Origin of the sequence: Flavobacterium sp. JLP, from assembly GCF_015350755.1 — a bacterium.
Lineage (GTDB): Bacteria > Bacteroidota > Bacteroidia > Flavobacteriales > Flavobacteriaceae > Flavobacterium.
Map to the genome: position 1 here is coordinate 53,962 of NZ_JADKPS010000010.1, position 21,095 is coordinate 75,056.

Genomic DNA, 21,095 nt, shown 5'->3' on the forward strand with positions numbered 1-21,095 from the left:
CTGAAATCACAAAATAAAATCTAAAACAAATTTAAAAACGATTGGATATTTTACAAAAACCTTCTGATTTATCTATATTCGCAACTTGATTTATGAATTAGATGAAATTTTTCAAATTATTGTTTTTGATTGCCTTTATTGGTCCATTCTTATCAGCGCAAAATGCGAAGAAAACTGATCAGCAAACCTTAACATGGATTCGGTACTATAACATTTTACCTATAACAGAGAAATTTGCAATACATTCTGAATTTGATAATCGCAGTTTTTTAAATCCAATTCACGAGAATTTATTTGTAATTAGAGTTCAAGGAAGATTTAGAGCAAATAAAAATATAGATTTAGGTGGCGGTTTTGCTTATTTCAATGTTAATACTCAAGACCCGAATATTGATCCAGATTTTTCAATTCCAGAATATCGGGCACAGCAAGATATCACTTTAATAAATGACATTTCTAAAATTACATTTCATAATCGTTTTCAGTTAGAAGAACGACTTTTTCAAAAAGCGAGTAAAACTGAATTACTTGACAATTTTTCTTTTGCTTATAGATTTCGTTACAGACTGCAGTCGACTTTTGATCTTTGGAAAAAAGAAAATCGAAGTTTAAAAGGAACTATTTCTGATGAAGTATTATTCAATTTCGGAAAAGACAACAAAAGAAATACTTTCGATCAAAACCGATTTTATCTTGCATTGCGTTATCATTTTAATTCAAACCTTGGTCTAGAACTGGGTTATCTAAAAAGTTTTCAGAGGCGCACAAGTGGTGTTGATTTTTATGATCGTGATATCTTTCGACTTACACTTTATCATAAAATAAACAGAAAAACAACAAAATAAGCCATTTAAGTTAAGAAAATATTTTAATCTTTATTGCCTTACTTTTTACAATTTAATTCTAATTTCAAAAAAGTTAATACTTAAATTCGCTTGGCTTAAATATAAACTCTTAGTAATGAAAATAATAAAAAACATCTTATTTATAATTCTTTTTCAATTTGCATTTGTACAAGCTTCGCACGCACAATTTGGAGGCTTAACAGATAAAGTACTGGAAGCAGGAGCTTCTTTGGCAAGCAAAAAATTAGGTGTAGATAAAATTTTAAAACAGCCTGCCGCTATAACTACTTCCTTTGAAGATGTAAATCAAGAAGGTTCAAAAATGCCTGATTTTTCAATAGCAGACAAAGCACAGCCTTTATACTTATTGCCAAAAGCACCAGATGGCGGTTTTGTCCTTTGTGCAGGTTTATATGAAATGACAAACAAAAGCTACTGCCTGCATGCAGGAACATTTGCTCCTTCTCAAGGAGATGGCTATATGTTTGCTCCTGTTCTGGGACCAAAAGAAGAAATTGTTACCGCGATTTTAAAAAGTGCCGAAAAACATCCTGAAATCAATCAGCATGATATTCAAGTTTTACTTTGGACCATCATTGCAAGAACTAAATTTGCAGATTATAACGGTACCGTTAAATTAACCGCCATTGCATTATTGACTCCATTACAGCTTACAAAGCTTGAAGGTGGTGTATTAGGTGTTTTGCCTGGCAACTTAATGGATAAAGCTATGGATAAGCTTCCGGATAATTTAAAAGCAATTTTTGAGGCCGAAAACAAAATTCGACAAATGGTTTCCTCAGGAAATTATACTTATGATGAAATGGAAAAATATGCTATTCTTGCCGGTATTGCACCTGCCAGAACTGACATTCCCAGCGGTATATGGACTTTGCATCCTGATGGTTATTATGTACGTTATTTCCCTTCAGGTTATTCTAAAACGCGAGTACAAGTATATGTTCCTAAAGAATTAATACTTTCCTTAAATGGAACAAAAATTATTTACGACGCAACTAATGATATTGCTTGTCCGGCTAATGTTGGTTCGCAAAGATTAGCACAAACCAACGAGCCTCTAGATCCAGATTATAAAATTAAACTGAAAACACTTTGCGCGGGAATCAAGTAATTATTCTTCTCTCTTTCTTCTTTTTGAACCTTTTTCTGCAGCAAAATTTCCAATTTTATAAGCTAGGGAAAACATAACATACCGTTTTAAAACTGTATTTTCTTCATCTCGAATTGAGGTTGCAGAAATAGTTCTTGTTGCGCTCAGGTTTTGATTTAAGACATCATACACTTTTATTTTTGCATACAGTTTTTTATCTAAAAATCCGTAAGACAAACTAGTATTCCATAAATAGAAATCTTTTTTGAAATCGCTCGAAATATTAGAGTTATATGTGTATCCAAAATCATTTCCGAAAATTAAATTTGCCGGCCAATAACTTGTTGTCTGTAAATTGATTCTGTGTACTACGTTTGAAGTTGCATCACGGGTGTAATTCTCATATTTTGTTTCATTATAAGACAAGCTGTAAGATGGAGAAACAGTCAATAATTCTCCGTATTCATACGTTAAATATACTTTTGGTGTAATTGCCGTTGCTTTTGCATTGTACAAAACAGCATTTGTAAATCCTTTATCAAAAGAATAACTTGCATTTATTCCTAAACCATATCGCAAAACATGAGCATCTTTTTTTATAGATTGGTTCCAATTCCCTCCAATTGAGGCAAGATAAGTTCCGGAAATGTTGGCGTAAGTTGTAGTTCTTTTTCCGCTTTCGTCATAAATCGAAGTCGAAACCACATCGTTGTTATAATAATCTCCTTTAATAAAAACGCTGTAACCAGAACGCGTACGGAAATCAAAGTTTTTAAAATCTATACCTGCACTATTTTTCTCGATCGGATCTAAATTTGGATTTCCAATTACGGTATTCAATGGGTTCATTAAATTTAAAACTGGCAACAATTGAGTTGAAGTCGGAAGCGAATTAGAATAATCATATCTAAAGGTCAAATTTTTAGAACGGCTGAACTTGTATCTCATTTGCGCATTCGCGAAAGGCAAAGCATACTTTTTATTCAAATCTGTTGCATTTCCTAAATACAAAGAGTGATTATCGTAATCGACAATAGACGTTTTTGTATTTAAGTTAAAGGTGTATTTGTTTTTTTGAAGCGTAATACCCACTTTCGGGCTAACCGAATTTTGTCTCGAAGATATATAGTTTGTCAGCGACAAATTCAGATCAGAATAAGATTGCGAAGCGGCATCAAAATCAAAAGTTTTTTGATCGTTTACAGTATTTGCCCAATCAAAATCAGAACCAAATCTTACGCGCAATGAATCTGTAATTGGTTCAGTATATTCAACATCTAGCGAATAACTATCAGCGCTTGTATCATTTTTGCTGTTCTGATTTCTCTCGTCATTTGGTTTGTTGTCCTGATAAAAAATAGTTTCAGAAAGATTTAGTGCATTCGAATCGCTTCTTGTATTATTGTTGCTGAAAACCAAACTTAAGTTGCGAGACTGTTTTTCAAAAGCTTTATTAAAATTAATACTGTTTGTAAAATTAAAACTGTTGCCTTCATTTTTTGATTGTGAAGTGCTCTCGTTCAGCTCCTGCCCGCTTTCATCTTCTGAAAAAGTATTCGATTTAGAATCACTGTTTGTTTTTGTTTGATTAAATTTTGGCGTAACCACAAGTGTTGTACTCGGATTAATTTTATATTCTAATTCTAGATTTACTTTATTTCCAGTATTTTCATTTCTTGTTTTAGCATCTGATGAAGTCAAAATATTTCCAGTTGGCAAAAAATTAATCTGATCTGATTTGCTTTCGTTATTATTAATCGTATTCGAAAAATTATAACTGCTCATTACGGCAAAATCTTTAGTCCAATCATCAGAATAATTTATTCCGGCCAAATTAGACTGCGTAATTCCTTTTCCTCCGCCAGAACTCTGATTGTTGGATTTGCTGTTTCGGCCTCCGCTCATATTATCAAAAACATCATCCATTGAAAAACCTGTAGAATTGATATTATTGGATGAAGCAAGTACGCTTATTTTTTGCTGGTTTTTGAAAAAATTCAGAATTACACTGCTTTCGTATCGATCATCAGAACCATAACCGCCGAGCATTTTTCCAAAAAAACCTTTATTTTTCTTTTCATCAATAGTTAAGTTGATAGTCGAATTATCCGAAGTCGATTCTTGTTTGGCAAGTTCTTCTTTCTTTGTTTTATAATCAGAAACCTGCACTTTTTTGATGATTTCAGCAGGCAAATTCTTTAGAAGCAAAGCTCCATCTTTATCAAAAAACGTTTTCCCGTTTACTAAAAACTGAGTTACTTCTCGTCCGTTAACGGTAACTTTTCCATCATTATCGACATCAACGCCGGGAAGCTGTTTTAATAAAGCTTCAACATTGGCATCTGGCCGCACTTTATACGCAGAGGCATTAAATTCTAGAGTATCTTTTTTAACGGTAATTGGAGGAGCTTCAGTTTTTATTATTACATTTTCTAAAGCATTTACATTTTCAAGCAAATATAATTTTCCGAAATCCTTGCTTTCTAAAATTGATTTTTGTTCTTCAACCAATGTCTGATAGCCCATATAATTGACCTTCAAAAAAACAGGTTTGTCTATTTTTTTAGTATTGATTCTAAAAACACCATTTTTATCTGTTGTCGCGTATTCCAGAACTGTAGAGTCTTTTACAGTTGTAAAATAAACGGTAGCCATTTCTAAAGGCAATTGCGAATTAATATCGACAATAGTTCCTTTTATCGTAATATCATTTTGAGCATTTGCAGTAAAACAAACTAGGAAAAACAGAAAATAAGAAAATACTTTGGTCATAAAACGGATGGTTAGATCAATAAGACTAACTAAAGGTCCAAAGGTTTAACTGTGCGTTTAACATTTATTTAGATTTTGTTTCTATAGCAAAAAAAATCCCCGACACAGCGGGGATTTTAATTTTATTTCTCTCTAATATAAATATCGATTGGTACTCCGGAAAAGTCCCAATTTTCTCTAATTTTATTCTCAAGGTATCTCTTGTATGGTTCTTTAACATATTGTGGCATATTGGCAAAAAACACAAATTGAGGTGTTAAAGTTGGCAACTGCATACAATATTTAATTTTTACATATTTACCCTTTGTCGCTGGCGGCGGATATGCTTCAATCACTTTCAACATATATTCGTTGAATTTTGAAGTTGCAATTCTTTGTTTTCTGTTTTCAAAAACCTGAACTGTAGCTTCTAATGCCTTCAATAAACGTTGTTTCGTTAAAGCCGAAACGAACAAAATTGGCACATCTGTAAAAGGCATTAATTCTTTTTTGATTTTCTCTTCGTAATCACGAGTCGACATGGTATCTTTTTCAATCAAATCCCATTTGTTTACCAAGATTACAACTCCTTTACGATTTTTCTCTGCCAGCCAAAAAATACTTTGATCCTGACCTTCAAATCCTCGGGTTGCATCAATAACCAAAATACAAATATCTGCATGCTCAATCGCACGAACAGAACGCATTACAGAGTAAAATTCTAAATCTTCCTTTACTTTAGCTTTACGACGAATTCCCGCAGTATCAACTAAGTTAAATTCAAAACCAAAACGGTCAAACTTTGTATCGATTGCATCACGAGTTGTTCCTGCAATATCCGTTACCATGAAACGTTCTTTACCAATCAAGGCATTAATAAAACTTGATTTTCCTGCATTAGGACGTCCTACAACTGCAAAACGAGGCAACACAACTTCTTCTTGAACTGGTTCTGGTTTTACTGGAAAAGACTCAATTAAAGCATCCAATAAATCTCCGGTTCCACTTCCTGAAATACTGGCGAATGTGAAATAGTCTCCTAATCCAAGGTTATAAAATTCCAGCGCATCTTTCTCACGCATGGCATTATCTACTTTATTTACAGCCAATAAAACTGGCTTAGTAACCTTACGCAACAAACGGGCAACAACGTCATCCATTGGCGTAATGCCTTCTTCTACATCAACTACAAAAATAATAACATCAGCTTCATCGATAGCAAGCTCAACTTGTTTGCGAATTTCACCTTCAAATACGTCATCAGATCCGCGAACGTATCCGCCGGTATCAATTACAGAAAACTCTTTTCCGTTCCACTCGCTTTTACCGTAGTTTCTATCTCTGGTAACTCCAGAAACCGAATCTACAATAGCTTCTCTTCTTTGTATCAGCCTATTAAAAAGGGTTGATTTCCCTACATTAGGTCTTCCTACTATCGCAACAATGTTATTCATTTTTTTGAATTTTAGTCCCGAAGCCTCGGGATTAGATTTTAGATTTCAAATTTTTAGTTCCTTAAAAACCTAATCACTTGTAATCCAAAATGCTTTATTTTAATTTTTTGCAAAGGTAGGTAAAAAAGTGACTATCCCGAAGCCTTGGGACTAAGTTTCTAAGTACCTAAGTTTTTTATTATTTTTCCTATTATTATTAGGAGCTGTTTCCCGCTGTTCCTTCCAATCTTTTGTGCGAACCCCGGCACAAAAGGATTTTCCCTCCCATCGGGGCTAGGGGTTCAAGGTATCAAGATCTTTTTCGTTCCAATTTCGTATTTCAAACCTGAAACCTGAAACTTGAAACAAACAAAACTCTATTGATTATATCCGAAACGTTTCAACATATTCGCGTTGCTTCTCCAGTTTTTATTAACCTTAACAACTAGTTCAATGTGAATTTGTTTTCCGAAGAATTTCTCTAGATCGGCACGAGCTTCAGTCCCTACTTTTTTCAAAGCTGCACCTTTATGCCCAATGATAATTCCTTTTTGAGTTTCGCGTTCTACCATAATGATCGAACGGATTCTGATAATATTTTCATCTTCAAAAAACTCTTCCGTAACGATTTCAACTGCGTATGGAATTTCTTTGCTGTAATTCAGCAAGATTTTCTCACGGATTGTTTCGTTTACGAAAAAACGCTCTGGTTTATCTGTTAATTGATCTTTAGGATAATACGCTGGAGATTCTGGCAATAATTCGATAATTCTTCCAAAAACTTCTGGTACATTAAAATTCTGTAAAGCAGAGATTGGAAAAATTTCAGCATTTGGCACCTTTGCAGTCCAAAATGCTACTTGTTGCTCTAATTGTTCCTGATTTGAATTGTCTATTTTATTCAACAATAGCAAAACCGGAATTTTAGCGTGAATGATTTTATTAAAGAAAGCTTCGTCTTTTAAGTCCTGCTCTCCTATTTCGACCATGTAAATTAGAATATCAGCATCTTCAAAAGCTGATTTTACAAAGTTCATCATCGATTCCTGCATTTCATAAGCGGGTTTGATGATTCCGGGAGTATCCGATAATATAAGTTGAAAATCTTCGCCATTAACGATTCCAAGAATACGGTGGCGTGTTGTTTGTGCTTTTGATGTAATGATCGATAATCTTTCTCCAACAAAGGCGTTCATCAATGTTGATTTTCCAACGTTTGGATTCCCGATGATGTTTACAAAACCTGCTTTATGTGACATTTGTGTACTATTTATTTTGCAAAGGTAGTCATATCAACTCAATACAGAAAATAAAACATTTTTTAAAGTTTTCGTTGGATTTCTAGAAAATCGGCGTATCTTTGCACCCGAAACATCGCGGGATAGAGCAGTAGGCAGCTCGTCGGGCTCATAACCCGAAGGTCACAGGTTCGAGTCCTGTTCCCGCTACTAAGATTAACCCATCAAAATTTTGATGGGTTTTTTGTTTTATTACCTCTCTCATGCTTGTAAAGTTTGGAACTAATCAAAAAATCGAGTTTACTCTTTCAGTTAGATATTCTCTGCTTTCATCCCTAATTAACAGATCGTGCACAAATACTTAATAATTAGATTTATACATAAACATATAGCTCATTTTTGATTTTAAATCCAAAATTTCTTACCTGTAAATACCGTCTGCTACCTCTCCAAAGACAGTCCACTTATCCTTAATTTTTATCAAAATTAATATGGAAGTTTTATCTATATTTTTGTAATCCGTTGTTGTTGATTTTATAGTAAATACAGCATACTTTTTATGTTTATAATATATTACATCTGAGAATGACAAAACTGAATAGTTTTCTTGAAAATCAAATTTTTCATACTTGCCGGGATTTGGAAATTTTTCCTGCTTTATAAAAATAATATTTTGATGCTTAAAATCTTTTAAAGTCCAATAATCTCCTTTTATCCATTGGTCTTTTATCTTTTTATTTTCGTATTTACTTTTCATTTTCTCCCAGCTCTTCTCATCATATAAAGGCTCTAAAACTCCTTCCACTTTCACGTATTTATTAATTCCATTATAATAAAACGCTTTGCCTTTAAATATCTCAATTGTTACATTATTATTAATTTTTTCCTGAATAATCATAATCTTGTCTGAATTTTTTAACTTCAAACTTGAAATGTAATCATTAATAGGAGCGTTTCGATCCTTGTTTACAGCACAGCTAAAAAGAAATTGTGATATGATAAAAATGTATAATACTTTTTTCATGATTATGTTAGTTACATGGTTGGCATATCGGGGTTTGTTGCTATGGAGTACCAATGGAACCAACTGTATGTCAATTCTTAATCGTCCAGTAGTACTATGGGAAATATTTTTGCATAAATTGGGGCATCTCTCAATCTTCCCCACTCTAATTCGATATAGATTTGATCAGGTTTTTACTCCATTTACTAAAGAAACTCTGTCTGAAATTCCTGTAAAACTATACCTATAACTACATAAGTTTGTCCATTTCCTCGTGCTTTCCTCCAAATACTTCGGTAAAGCATAACCCAAATCTATTGTAGTGGTTGTTAGGCGCAATATTTTTTAATTCAATACAATTTACTACTTCCAATCGGTTTGTAATGCTATATTTTTCATCTTATCATATGTTGCATTTAGTCCATAAGTTCCTTGATAACCATAATCTTTTATTTTTTTAACAGTTCCATTTTTAAATTTAATTTCAAGCCAAACTGTAGAAAAATCATAGCCATCTATTGCAAACTCGTTTGGTAAATCTGAAACATTAATATATTCAAGTAATTTACTAATATCATTAAATATAGTCTTATCAATTTTTTTTCTTGATTCACCTTTATAAAAATTACCTTTTAAATGAGACACATTCAAAACATTTAAACAAGTGTAATGAGCATTTTGATTTTTATCAATCTCAATTTCAAAATTGTTTTCTGAAATAAATTTTATGTGCTGTATATCATAATTTACAGCCTTCTTACTCTTTTCTATGAAGTAATTAAATTTATAGGTTAGAGTATCTGCAAAATGAATCATTTTTAGTTTGTAAACAGTCTCTAGATCTGTTTTGTAATTATTAACCAGTAATTCATTTTTATTATCTACAACAATAGGATTTACAATTTTACAGGCAATATCTATGTTTTCTGATAAATTAAACAACTTATATTTATCTGATTCCACATATACTATAGCGTATTGACGATAGCTTCCATACCAATAGCCTGTAAAAAGCAGATCGGTTTTATTATCATTATTAAGGTCAATTTTTTCCCAATTTTGAATATTCCAAATTTTATACAAATTACAATTATTTAATTCTTTTACAATTAAATCTGTTGGCTTGATCTGTAATTCTCCAAAATTCTCTTGTGCAAAATCAGGATTTATGAATTTCGCAAATTTAACAACATCTTCAGTTATTTTTAAAGCATCTATTTTATTTATGCTTATGTAAATTAATTCCTTTTTTGATGTTATACCGAAAGTTTTTTTATTACTTGAAACACAACTACAAAAACAAAAAATTATAAACAAATAGATAAAAATACTTTTTTTCATCACTTAAATTATTAAGAATCGATTTCTACATTTCGAAAGAATTAAAATAAGTATCGAAACTAGATAAAAACAATCTTATCTTTTTTTACTTAAATTTCATTTAACCTAGATTTGTGACAGAATTTATTAGCGACTGTTATTTAAGAACACTACTTAATTCAACGACTTCAAAGTCATCATTATTTTGCAGCAGATGTTTTAATATTGGAATATGTCCTTGTCCAAAAATTAAAATAACATATTTGTCTGAAGATTTAACTTGAGTTATGATATTTGAATAAATAGCAAGATTTCTTAAATACCAATCTGATACCGATTCTGCTCCTGCAAAATTTTTACCGGCTCCAATCTTTGTTATAAATTTTAGATAAATTGATAAATTTTTTTTTAATTCTTCAGGTTGATTAAGGTATTTTAAAACTTCGCTTATAGTGCCATTTTTCAATTTATTATTATAATCACTTAGCATAGCATTTGCCACTGTTCCTAAATCTTTTAGCAAATAAAGCTGATTATTTTCTTTTGCAGTCACACCCACTAAGCTATCATGCATTGCATAAAATTTGTCTATACAGTTTACTTGATTTAATTTTAATTTTTTAGCAAGCCTAAAGCCAATTTGTTCTCTTTCTGAAACTGTAAGTTTATAATGATCTGTTACATATAAATTATACAAACTGTCGCTGGAACGTTGATTTTCTAATGGTCTTTCAATCATTACTTTATTCGCTTTTGTTTGAGACAGAATATTCGTTAAATCTTCTAATTCTTTTTGTCTCTTAGCACTCAAAAAATCGTCCGTTTTTAGTTCAAATTGATCTGTATGCGGGGTTTCAAAATGAATAGTTCCTATTAATAAAATTTTTGTTTTCTGAGTCTGTCCGAATGCTGTAAGGCAAAAAGTTAAAGCATAAATTAACGTTATTATTTTCATTTATTATTCTGTTTGGTTGTTACTTTTTTAGTTTTGAAGTATTAACAACTGCTAAACGTTCCGTCGCTATAACCATCTTTGGAATTAATTACGCCCGTTAGTCGAATTTGCTATTCCGAGGCTTCGGGACCCAAACTCAAAACAAACTTTAACATTACCCAAATTCGTTATGGCAGCTGTTATCAGCTATTTTTTATTCTAATATTGTACAATTAATTTCATAAGGTTCTTTTGGGAAACCATATAAAATCATCTTTTGTCTGTCTACATATTTTATCGGAATTAGTTTGTCAAGATAATTGTCTATATAAAGTGAAACAAATAACGTTTCATCAAGTTTTTCAAGTACAATTCTACTTCCTTCTTTATTCAAACGTTTGTTAATTTCTTGTACAACGGGTGAGTCTAAAATCGCATTGAATCTTACATTCATTTTTTCTCCATTCCAATTAAACTCAAACTTTAAATTCTGAATTTCACATTCTGTTAATTCAGTTTCTGTTGCTTTTAGTTTTTCGTAATCATTTTCGAATATACAATCTTCAGTTACAGACTTTTCCTCGCTTAAAACTTTGTGAATTTTTCCATATCTATAAAATCTAATTCGATTTTGATTTATAAATTTATATTCTGTTGCGCTTAACTTTTCATTTCTGTTTACGTTTTTTATAAGACAAATTTTTTCACTTTTTTCAACGACAAAATAAGCAATGACATCTTCATCGATCTGAATAATCTCCGAGTTTCCGTAATGATCAGGAGTCTTAATAAAAAGCCAATTTTCTTTCATATGCGATTCTGTAAAATAGCTGGTATTAAAACCAAATATATTCATTATTCTTTATAACTTGTAAGAAAAACTCTTAATTTGCTGAATGTTTTTAGTAAACATATACAATGAATTAAGTATTCAGCTTTTTTAGATATTTGAAGATAATTTAGAAACTTTTTTTAATGAAAAATATATTCTTAACAATCATAGTATTAACAGGTTTGAATGTGTTTGCTCAACAAATCCCTAATAGGTTAGTAAACCCTAATACACCTGTATATGTATTTGAATTTAATACAAAAATTGATGAAGCAGTTTATAACAAGATTCAAGGCATCACAATGATTACAGATTTTAAAATATTAATAAATAAAAATAAGGTGCTATTTCATTCACTAGGCAGTGATGAAAAATTATTTGTAAATATCAATAGAAGTGAACTGGAAGAGATTATAAAAAATGATAGTAGAGACAAGCAAACTTATTTTTATGTTTTTATCAAAAATGAAAACAAATATTACGCTGTTGATCATATTAGGTTTAGAAATACGCGTGATTGATCTGTTTTATAATTAAATAAGAACTCTTCGCAGAGCGAATTTAGAATACTCCACAATAAAAAATAGAAAAACAACCAAGTTCCAATAAAAAAGTCCGAGGTAAATATTATTTAAGCTTTTCTTAAGCTTACAGGTTTTTACAGTGTCTATAAAAAGATGATTACCAGAACTTTTTTTTAATCTTTTATACTGAAAAAAATATTTTCAAAGTCTGTTTTAATTTTTACTTTTTTGTCTTCCGGCGTCCATGAAATAAATTGATAAAAAGCCTTATCTGTTTCTGCGATACCAATGAAATAATACATTTTCTTCTTTTTTGCTTTATCGAAAAATGTCATCTCGCTTTCGATAAAATTTATTTCGCCTTTCTTTAAAAACTGTTGTTTTGAAACTTTCCTTTGTTGTTGCTCAATCATGAAATCTTTTATGAATAGTTCATAATATTCATTAGCAGAGAAGGATTTTCGTATGTTCTTATTTTTTTTATTTTCAAAAAACACATAGCCGTGAACATCATCTTTTTCACTTTTAAATTCTATTCCTGAAGAACTATTCATTTCAGCTGTTTTGCTCAAATAAGCAGGTAAACTCACATTAAAGGAATGTCCTGTTTTGTATGCAATTAATTTTAAGTCTTCACTCGTAAATTCTTTATTAGTAATTTCAACAAATAAATCGTTCGACTTGATATTTTCGTCTTTGCAATGCATAGTCAAAGTTGGGACTTTTATTCGTCCTATTGTAAAAGCTTTTAAAACAAAAGAAACTTCGGAGAAATTTGGAGTTGTGCTTATATTAGGGCCGCTTACTATTGTAAAATTCTTATTTTCTATTGCAGCTGAATCAACCTGTTTTTCTATACGATACGTTATGTCTATCGTTTCATCAACCTTATAATTTAATTTTTTAATATCAATAGTTATTTGCTGTGCCATTAAAGGATGAAACATGATAAAAAAAAGCAACGTCACTACTATTTTGTATTTCATTTTGTCTAGTCTTTTAAACTGTATAATATTTTTTGAAAGTCTGCTTTAAACTCGCTTTTGTTTTTATTGAATGTATATAAAACAACGGTATAAAAAGCTGTTTTTGTCTCTACTGACCCGATAAAATAATACAAATCTTTATTTGTTTCTGCATCAAAATAAGTCACATCATTTTCTATAAAACTGATTTCTTTACCTTTATTAGATAATGGTGTGGAGACTGTTTTTTTTGCTAAATCTTTTGAGAAATTTTTAATTATATTTCCATGATATGCATCTAGTGTAGTGTATTTTCCTCCTGATAGTAGAATATCTTCTTTAGTTTCAACTAATGTATAGCCGTAAATATTATTTTCCCTATTTACATATTCGATTGCTGCATCACTATTAATTCCCTCCGCCTGTTTAATATATGCTGGCAGACTAATCTCAAAAGCTTGCCCCACATGATATTCTTTATACGGAGAATTTGCAGATTTAATTTTATCAGATATCTGCTGTTCTGTCAACAATACGCCAACTACGTTAATATACAGTTTTTCAGATTTTATATCCTTGCCTTCAAAATGCATTGTCAATTGAGGCAAATCTAATTTTCCCGTCTTGCGTGCTTCTATAACATATGTATACACAGTGCTGGAAACAGACTTTCCGTTAACATACGTTAGAGAAATGTTTTTACTTGGTCCTTCCACCACCTTGAATTGACTTTGATCAAGTTCTTCATTTGGGTCAACTTCTTTTGCAATTTGATACTGTACAACTATTTTATCTGTTATATTATATTCTAATTTTTCAACACTAGTTTTTATCCCTTGCCCTATTAAATTTATGGATTGCAGCAACAACAAAACCAGTGGTATTACCTTATGATACTTCACATTAATTAAAGGGGCTTCTAAAATAAAAATGCTTTTAATTGTAAAATTTCTAATTATAAGTCTTTTGTTCATTCTTTTGAAGATTGCCGAAGGATTAGTCAAGTTTTAATGCATTTCAAATATATTCTTTTTTCGTACAAACTACATCAGATACTTTTTGTTTGGCGCATATTTTTCGATTATTACTCTTTTTCAATATGAAAACTATCTTAATAATTTAATAACATGTTTTCGCTGCAACTGCATTTATGTTAGTAAATCTTTTTATAAATTTGCGATCTTGTATTGAAACCCTTTATTTTTAATTCAAAATTATGACTTTCACATAAATACCATAAAAATTAATGTAAAGTCTTACTCAAAACAAATTATATTATAATCATAATTAAATCCAATGCTTAAAAAAAACAAATCCCAAATTTTATTTTTTATCGTTTTATCTTTATTCTTTTCCGTTACTTCATTTTCTCAAAAAAATCTTTATGCCGGAATTGAAATCAGCCGCAGAACTATAAAAGTTTCAGTTCTTGAGGTAAACAACATTAAGAAAGCAGAATATAAGATTGTCTATTTCTTGAACGAAGAAGGTCTTAGTTTTGCAAAACATATTGCGGCTGACGGCCTGCTTACTCAGGAAGATATCAACAGTGCTGGAGTTATCGTTTTTAATGAATTGACGAAAATTAGAACGCAATTTAAAGTTCCTGAAGAAAATATATTTATAGTAGCTGCATCCGTTTTTGGATCTGCCACCAACTTTGATGCTTTAAAAAGCAAAATTACAACCTTGACCAATAAGGATCTTGATGTTATCAATGTTGCTGAAGAAGCGAAAGTACTAGTAAAAGGTTCTATACCGCCTGTCGATTATGCTGATGCCCTACTGCTAGATATTGGTGCTCAAAATACTAAAGGTGGTTATATTGATGAACTTAAAGATAACAAATTAGAGTTTATACCTTTGGAACTTGATTTTGGTACAATGACACTTACAGATGCTGTAAAAAAGACAGTTGCAAATCAAAACCAAGCGAATGACATATCTGTATATCAGGAAAAATCTTTTGATTTTAACCCCGTGTTGCGCAAGAAGATAAAAGAAATGTTCGATACCAATCCTGCTATTGGAAAAAAAGAAAAAATCTATTTATCTGGCGGAGCCGTATGGGCGTTTGCAACACTATCTTATGATGATAATCCTAAAGAGCATTTTGTCCCTTTAAATATGCAAGATGTTATAGACTATGATGCTATCTTAAAGAATAATTTTACCAAGTTTACTAACCTTGCCAAAACCAATAAAGAAGCTGCTAGAGTTCTAAGTATTTATGACCAGAAATATCTTATTTCAGCAAATAATATATTATTGGCTTGCCTGGAAAGTATTCCAGATTTAGAAAATAAGAAAATATATTTTGTAAAAGAAGGTCCAAAAGCTTGGCTTATCTCATACATTGCAGATCGTTCTAAAAAAGTAAATACAAATTTTTAAAGATATACTTTACCAATAACACAAAAGCTTCAGAGAAATCTGGAGCTTTTTTTTAATCAAAATTCTTTGGGCTAATTTCACAGCGCATTGTTGTCAATATTTGTTTGAAACCTGCTTTTTCGTAAGCCCTAACTGCAGGATCATTGTCATGATATACTTCAAGTCTGACTTCAGTTATTCCTTGAGATAAAACCCATTTTTTAAGTTCGTTAAGCAATACGTTATTGAGTCCATGTCCTCTGAATTCCGGCAGAACAAACATGAAACCAAGATATCCAAATAATTCATGTTTTTCATACGCTTTTGCTGATCGTATTTGAGCGTATCCGCACCCAATGATCTGATTATCATAATCCATAACCAAAACTTCAGTCGCTTTATCTAATATAAGGTCTTTTATATCGTAATAGAAAATTTCTCCGTCTTTTAATGTTGGATCAAACGGGCGCTCGGCTTCAACAAGAAATTGAAGAAATTTTGCAAGATCGGGCAAATCAGCATTTGTGGCAGGCCTTACTGAAAGGTTTTTGAGATTTATATCCATACTCAAATATACAAAAAATGCTTTTTATGTAAAAAAGATTGCTGTATAAGTCCGATTATTTTTTATCTGATATTCAAATCTTTACAAAAAGAAACTCAAAATTGTGAATATCTATTTCGAGAATTCAGCTGTTATTTTCCTGTAAAATCTATCTTTGGCATCCTTAAAAATTAATAGAGATGAGCGCAACTTGGTACGAATGCAAAGTAAAATATAGAAAAACAGATGAAACAGGCGGGCAAAAAGTATTGACAGAACCTTATTTGGTTGATGCTTTGTCTTATACGGAAGCTGAAAAAAGAATTAATGAAGAAATGGCAGCTTATATTAGTGAAGAATTTAAAATCACAAATATTAAAGTGGCGAATTATGCTGAAATTCATCCTTTTGAAAATGCAGATCGCTGGTTTAAATCGAAAGTTTCTTTGATTGCTTATGATGAAGAAAGCGGGAAAGAAAGAAAAACCAGTATGTATATGCTTGTTCAGGCAAATGACGTTCGTGAAGCTTTTGATAATACCATTCATGTAATGAAAAACACAATGGGTGAATATTCGATTCCGGCGATTTCAGAATCACCAATTATGGATGTTTTCCCTTATTTCAGCGGTGAAGAAGGCGAAACAGAAATGCTTGAAAGATTCAATGCCTTGAAAGCCTCTAAACCTGCACAAGCAGAAGTAGAAACTATCGATCACATGGAATTTGAAACAGCTTTGGAGGAATAATTTTTTTTAAAAAAAATTTTCAAAAAAGAAATTTAATATTTATAAAAATAGCTTCAGAGAAATCTGAGGCTATTTTTATATCATTTCATAACGCTTTGATTTGAATCAAAATCCAAAATAAATTATATATTAGCTTCATCATTAATAAACTGTAAACCAAATATTCATGACCAAGAAAACTATAATTTTAATTGGGTTTATAATTTTAAAATTTGTACTGCAATATGTTTTACTAAGTCCTGAATATGATTTACAGCGTGACGAATATCTGCATCTTGATCAGGCACATCATTTGGCTTGGGGCTATTTATCAGTTCCGCCTGTTACATCTTGGTTTTCTTATTTAATCTTTTTGCTTGGTAATTCGGTTTTTTGGGTAAAATTCTTCCCTGCCCTTTTTGGTGCGTTAACGCTTTTAGTTGTTTGGAAAACGACAGAATTGCTTAAAGGAAATTTATACGCTCTAGTTTTGGGTGCAACTTGTATTTTGCTTTCTTCTCTATTGCGAATAAACATGCTTTATCAGCCAAACTCTCTCGATGTTTTATGCTGGACAGCATTTTATTACGTTGTCATACAATATATCACAACTGAAAAATCGAAATGGTTTTATATAGGAGCAATTGTTTTTGCTTTCGGCTTCTTAAATAAATACAATATTTTGTTTTTGCTGATTGGCTTCTTCCCTGCTCTTTTATTGTCTAAACAAAGAACAATATTAGCAAACAAAAAATTTTATTTTGCGTCGATTTTAGGAATACTATTAATTCTGCCGAATCTTTTATGGCAATACAACAATCATTTCCCCATAGTGCACCATATGAAAGAATTAGCCGAAACGCAATTGGTAAATGTTGATCGTATCGGATTTTTAAAAGAACAAATATTATTTTTTATCGGTTCTATTTTTGTAATTCTTTCAGCTTTTTATGCTTTATTATTTTATAAGCCCTTCGAGAAATATAAATTCTTTTTTGGCTCGATAATTTTCACCTTAATTGTTTTTATTTATTTCAAGGCAAAAGCATATTATGCAATTGGTTTGTATCCAATTTATATTGCTTTTGGAGCTGTTTTTCTTTCTGATGTTTTGAATTCTGGTTGGAAAAAATATTTAAGGCCGGTTTTCATTCTGATTCCTATATTGCTTTTTATTCCGATTTACAATTTGGCTTTCCCCAATAAAAGTCCGGAATATATCGTAAAGCATCCTGAGAAATACCAGAAATTAGGAATGCTTCGCTGGGAAGATGGAAAAGATCATGCACTGCCTCAAGATTTTGCTGATATGTTAGGCTGGAAAGAACTCGCACGAAAAACCGATTCTGTTTATTCTACATTGGAAAATCCTGAAAAAACTCTCATACTTTGTGACAATTATGGACAAGCAGGAGCCATTAATTATTATACTAAAAAAGGAATAAAAGCGGTTTCTTTTAATGCCGATTATGTCAATTGGTTTAATCTAAATATTTTATACAAAAATCTGATCAGAGTTAAGGAATTCGAAGAAGACAATGATGAAATAAAAGAAACTAGTCCGTACTTTAAGACTGCTAAAATTTCTGGCGAGATCACTGATAAATTTGCCCGTGAATATAAAACAACCATTTTTGTTTTCACGGATGCCAAAATAAACATCAATAAAAGAATCGAACAGGAAATTAAAGAAGAGAAGAACTACGATAAATAAAACATCTGAAATCAGGAATTCGCAAAAGACAATATAAAGTACTACATTTTAATAAGTTATCAGCAAAAATAAGATGCAATAAAAATAATTCAGTAATTTCTTTGCATAACCGTATTAACTGTGTATCTTTGCACCCGAAACATCGCGGGATAGAGCAGTAGGCAGCTCGTCGGGCTCATAACCCGAAGGTCACAGGTTCGAGTCCTGTTCCCGCTACTAAGTAAAAGCTTCAGAGAAATCTGAGGCTTTTTTTGTTTTTAAGCTAAAATATAAAATTTAGGGACTTTTCTAAAATTTACAATTTCTAGGAAACTAAAAAACTGTGCAAATACAAGTCTCGAAAACTTTCAAGACTTGTATTTGCACAGTTTTTCAAAACCACTTGGAGAGCCAAGGGCACTACCAAATTGTTATTCTGTCTTTCTTCGGCAAAAACATTTTATCTCCAGGTTGTACATTAAAGGCGTTGTAAAAAGGTGTCGTATTCATTAGAGGACCATTAACACGCCAATTTGGTGGAGAATGCGGATTATTGTTAATCCACAATCGCAGGAACTCGTCTTTCATTTTTACTCTCCATATTTTGGCTATAGAAATAAAGAAGCGTTGATCTGCAGTAAAACCGTCGATTTTTGTATTGCCTTTTCCTTGTTCGGTCATTTTAAAAGCATCATAGGCAACTGCTATTCCAGCAATATCTGCAGTATTTTCGCCAACTGTCATTGCGCCATTAATATGCAGCTCGCCTAAAACGGTATAGGTACTGTACAAATTGATCACCTGCTGTATTCTTGATTTAAACTGTGCATAATCCTCTTTTTTCCACCAGTTTTTTAAGTTTCCATCTTTGTCGTATTGCGCACCCTGATCATCAAAAGTATGGGTTATTTCATGGCCTATAACCATTCCAATACCTCCATAGTTTAGAGCATCATCTGCATTATTGTCAAAATATGGGGGCTGTAAAATACCTGCAGGAAAAACAATTTCATTTGCAGTAGGGTTATTATATGCAGTAACTGTCGGAGGCGTAGTATACCATTCTGATTTATCGACCGGTTTGCCCAATTTTGCTAATTGAAATTGATAAGCAGCTGTTGCTGCCGAAACCATATTCTCAAAATAGGTATTTCTTTCTATATGCACCTTGCTGTAGTCTTTCCATTTATCTGGATATCCTATTTTCTTTGTCATGGCAAACAGTTTTTCCTTGGCTTTTTGTTTCGTACCGGGACTCATCCATGCTAAATTATCAATTCTTTTGGCATATGCTTTTTGGAGGTTATTCACGAGGATTAACATGCGTTTTTTGGCATCTTCTGAAAAATATTTCTTTACATATAATTCACCCAATGCTTCGCCTAAATAATTATCAAGGACATTAGCCATTTTTTCGCCACGTGTTTTTTGAACTGCTTGACCAGAAAGAACTTTGGTATACTCAAATGAGGCATCTACAAAAGGTTTACTTAAATCATCTGCATATCTTTCTAAAGAATTTGCTTTCAGGTAAATTTTCCAATTAGCAATGGGAATGTTTTTTAAGAGCTTATTAAGGGCATCATAATAGGCAGGCTGGCCTACATTAATAGAATCGGTTTGAGCACCTAAATCATTTAAAAAAGTACTCCAGTTAATATTGGAATGTCTTTTTACAAGATCCCTCACAGCCATTTTATTATAATTTGCCTGTACATCCCGAAGTTCTACTTTTGTTTTATGCGAAACGGCTAGCTGTTTGTCAATATCATAAACCAGATCAGCATTCTTTTTAGCGTCTTGAGCATTGCTGCCCGTTTGTTGAAATAATGCAGCAAGGTATTTTTTATACGCTGCTTGTATGGCAACAGTTGATGAATCTGATTTGAAATAATAGTCCCTGTCAGGCAAACCAATACCCGTTTGATAAATTTGGGCAATGTTTATACTGCTGTTTTTTTCATCGGGTGAAACTGCAAAACCTATAATAGAAGGATTGCCCACTTTTACCTCATTAACTACAAATTTCATTAAAGATGGTAAATCACTAATTGCTTCAATATTGGCAAGTAAGGGTTTGATAGGCGTATAACCGCGTTTGTCAATTGTTACCGTATCCATACCAGATGCATAAAAGTCTCCTACCTTTTGTGCTATACTTCCTGCTGGATTCTTGCTTTGCGAAATACTATCTAATATTCCTTGCAGACGTATGCGTTGCGGATAATTCATAAACATATATGCACCAACTCCGGCTTGAGATGCAGGTATTGCTACAGAATCATACCATTTGCCATTTACATATTTAAAAAAATCATTACCAGGCCGCAATGTGGAATCTATTCCAGTGATAGTAATATTTTTTTTCTCTTGATGTTTTGAGCATGCTGTAAAAGCTAAGAATGCAAGGAAGAGCATTAATGTTTTTTTCATAATCTGGATGATTTCTATTAAAATGTACTAAAAAACGTTTAAAGACAGATGTTTTTAAAATGTATATAATTGGCATTGTTAATTTTAGCAGAACAATATACAAATTCGGTTTTTAATTATAAAGTTTTTGTTAGAATCTAGCGTAACTATTAAACCTTCCCCAAGTAAAAAATCTTTCACACTGCTTTATACTTATAGCTCTATTGTTTCTCTACTCTTATTGCATATTTCAAAAAAACAAGCCTTATTTCAAAATTTTAAGAAATTACTTACCTATTCATTATTCAAATTTGATTTCATTAATATTAAAAAAATATTTTTTTTTCAATATTTAATTCAACAACAAATCACTGATTTGCAAACACATA

The 21,095-nt window shown here is 31.5% G+C and carries 17 protein-coding genes and 2 tRNA genes; 8 read left to right on the plus strand and 11 right to left on the minus strand.

Annotated features, from left to right (window positions below; all coding sequences use genetic code 11):
* The first annotated feature begins 101 nt into the window (after window positions 1–101).
* Both IRZ83_RS18855 and IRZ83_RS18860 read left to right on the plus strand, forming a co-directional pair.
* On the plus strand, window positions 102–845 hold the full coding sequence (locus IRZ83_RS18855; RefSeq protein WP_194570701.1) for a DUF2490 domain-containing protein: 744 nt from the start codon (window positions 102–104) through the stop codon (window positions 843–845).
* Between the two features lie 115 nt (window positions 846–960).
* Complete coding sequence (locus IRZ83_RS18860) at window positions 961–1,977, plus strand: hypothetical protein (RefSeq protein ID WP_194570702.1); 1,017 nt, start codon at window positions 961–963, stop codon at window positions 1,975–1,977.
* Here IRZ83_RS18860 and IRZ83_RS18865 read toward each other — a convergent pair whose 3' ends face one another.
* From IRZ83_RS18865 to era, 3 genes are all read right to left on the minus strand, one after another.
* Entirely contained in the window at window positions 1,978–4,728 is a 2,751-nt protein-coding gene (locus IRZ83_RS18865; protein ID WP_194570703.1) for an outer membrane beta-barrel protein, read from the minus strand.
* 122 nt (window positions 4,729–4,850) lie between these two features.
* Window positions 4,851–6,161, minus strand: coding sequence for a ribosome biogenesis GTPase Der (gene der, locus IRZ83_RS18870; protein ID WP_029273386.1), 1,311 nt, complete (start codon window positions 6,159–6,161; stop codon window positions 4,851–4,853).
* 356 nt (window positions 6,162–6,517) lie between these two features.
* The gene (gene era, locus IRZ83_RS18875) at window positions 6,518–7,399 is read right to left on the minus strand and encodes a GTPase Era (RefSeq protein ID WP_029273385.1); all 882 of its coding nucleotides are present in this window, start codon (window positions 7,397–7,399) and stop codon (window positions 6,518–6,520) included.
* A 116-nt stretch (window positions 7,400–7,515) separates the two neighbouring features.
* Here era and IRZ83_RS18880 point away from each other — a divergent pair.
* Window positions 7,516–7,588 (plus strand) — tRNA-Met (locus IRZ83_RS18880).
* A 211-nt stretch (window positions 7,589–7,799) separates the two neighbouring features.
* On the opposite strand, the gene IRZ83_RS18885 is transcribed toward IRZ83_RS18880, so the two are convergent.
* The 4 genes from IRZ83_RS18885 to IRZ83_RS18900 form a co-directional block, all read right to left on the minus strand.
* Entirely contained in the window at window positions 7,800–8,402 is a 603-nt protein-coding gene (locus IRZ83_RS18885) for a hypothetical protein (RefSeq protein WP_194570704.1), read from the minus strand.
* Window positions 8,403–8,744: 342 nt separating this feature from the next.
* Entirely contained in the window at window positions 8,745–9,722 is a 978-nt protein-coding gene (locus tag IRZ83_RS18890) for a hypothetical protein (RefSeq protein WP_194570705.1), read from the minus strand.
* A 136-nt stretch (window positions 9,723–9,858) separates the two neighbouring features.
* Window positions 9,859–10,656, minus strand: coding sequence for a DUF5694 domain-containing protein (locus tag IRZ83_RS18895; protein WP_194570706.1), 798 nt, complete (start codon window positions 10,654–10,656; stop codon window positions 9,859–9,861).
* Between the two features lie 193 nt (window positions 10,657–10,849).
* Window positions 10,850–11,446 carry a hypothetical protein gene (locus IRZ83_RS18900; protein WP_194570707.1) on the minus strand — a complete coding sequence of 199 codons (597 nt, stop codon included), beginning with the start codon at window positions 11,444–11,446 and terminating at the stop codon, window positions 10,850–10,852.
* Window positions 11,447–11,610: 164 nt separating this feature from the next.
* Between IRZ83_RS18900 and IRZ83_RS18905 the strand changes: the two genes are divergently transcribed.
* Window positions 11,611–11,988 (plus strand): hypothetical protein, encoded by a 378-nt coding sequence (locus IRZ83_RS18905; RefSeq protein WP_194570708.1) that lies wholly within the window; start codon window positions 11,611–11,613, stop codon window positions 11,986–11,988.
* A gap of 176 nt (window positions 11,989–12,164) precedes the next feature.
* Here the strand turns inward: IRZ83_RS18905 and IRZ83_RS18910 are convergent, their stop codons facing one another.
* Together IRZ83_RS18910 and IRZ83_RS18915 are read right to left on the minus strand one after the other, a co-directional pair.
* Entirely contained in the window at window positions 12,165–12,977 is an 813-nt protein-coding gene (locus IRZ83_RS18910) for a hypothetical protein (protein WP_194570709.1), read from the minus strand.
* 5 nt (window positions 12,978–12,982) lie between these two features.
* Window positions 12,983–13,930: a BatD family protein gene (locus IRZ83_RS18915; RefSeq protein WP_194570710.1), complete on the minus strand. Its 948-nt coding sequence runs from the start codon at window positions 13,928–13,930 to the stop codon at window positions 12,983–12,985.
* 322 nt (window positions 13,931–14,252) lie between these two features.
* On the opposite strand from IRZ83_RS18915, the gene IRZ83_RS18920 reads away from it, so the two are divergent.
* Window positions 14,253–15,350: an exopolyphosphatase gene (locus IRZ83_RS18920; RefSeq protein ID WP_194570711.1), complete on the plus strand. Its 1,098-nt coding sequence runs from the start codon at window positions 14,253–14,255 to the stop codon at window positions 15,348–15,350.
* A gap of 52 nt (window positions 15,351–15,402) precedes the next feature.
* Here the strand turns inward: IRZ83_RS18920 and IRZ83_RS18925 are convergent, their stop codons facing one another.
* On the minus strand, window positions 15,403–15,894 hold the full coding sequence (locus tag IRZ83_RS18925; protein ID WP_194570712.1) for a GNAT family N-acetyltransferase: 492 nt from the start codon (window positions 15,892–15,894) through the stop codon (window positions 15,403–15,405).
* A 179-nt stretch (window positions 15,895–16,073) separates the two neighbouring features.
* Between IRZ83_RS18925 and IRZ83_RS18930 the strand changes: the two genes are divergently transcribed.
* The 3 genes from IRZ83_RS18930 to IRZ83_RS18940 all read left to right on the plus strand — a co-directional run bounded on the left by IRZ83_RS18930 (window position 16,074) and on the right by IRZ83_RS18940 (window position 18,531).
* Window positions 16,074–16,622, plus strand: coding sequence for a DUF4494 domain-containing protein (locus IRZ83_RS18930; protein ID WP_029273375.1), 549 nt, complete (start codon window positions 16,074–16,076; stop codon window positions 16,620–16,622).
* A gap of 166 nt (window positions 16,623–16,788) precedes the next feature.
* Window positions 16,789–18,315 (plus strand): glycosyltransferase family 39 protein, encoded by a 1,527-nt coding sequence (locus tag IRZ83_RS18935; protein ID WP_194570713.1) that lies wholly within the window; start codon window positions 16,789–16,791, stop codon window positions 18,313–18,315.
* Between the two features lie 143 nt (window positions 18,316–18,458).
* Window positions 18,459–18,531, plus strand: a tRNA-Met gene (locus IRZ83_RS18940).
* 183 nt (window positions 18,532–18,714) lie between these two features.
* Here the strand turns inward: IRZ83_RS18940 and IRZ83_RS18945 are convergent.
* Window positions 18,715–20,727, minus strand: coding sequence for a M13 family metallopeptidase (locus IRZ83_RS18945; protein ID WP_194570714.1), 2,013 nt, complete (start codon window positions 20,725–20,727; stop codon window positions 18,715–18,717).
* Window positions 20,728–21,095 lie beyond the last annotated feature (368 nt).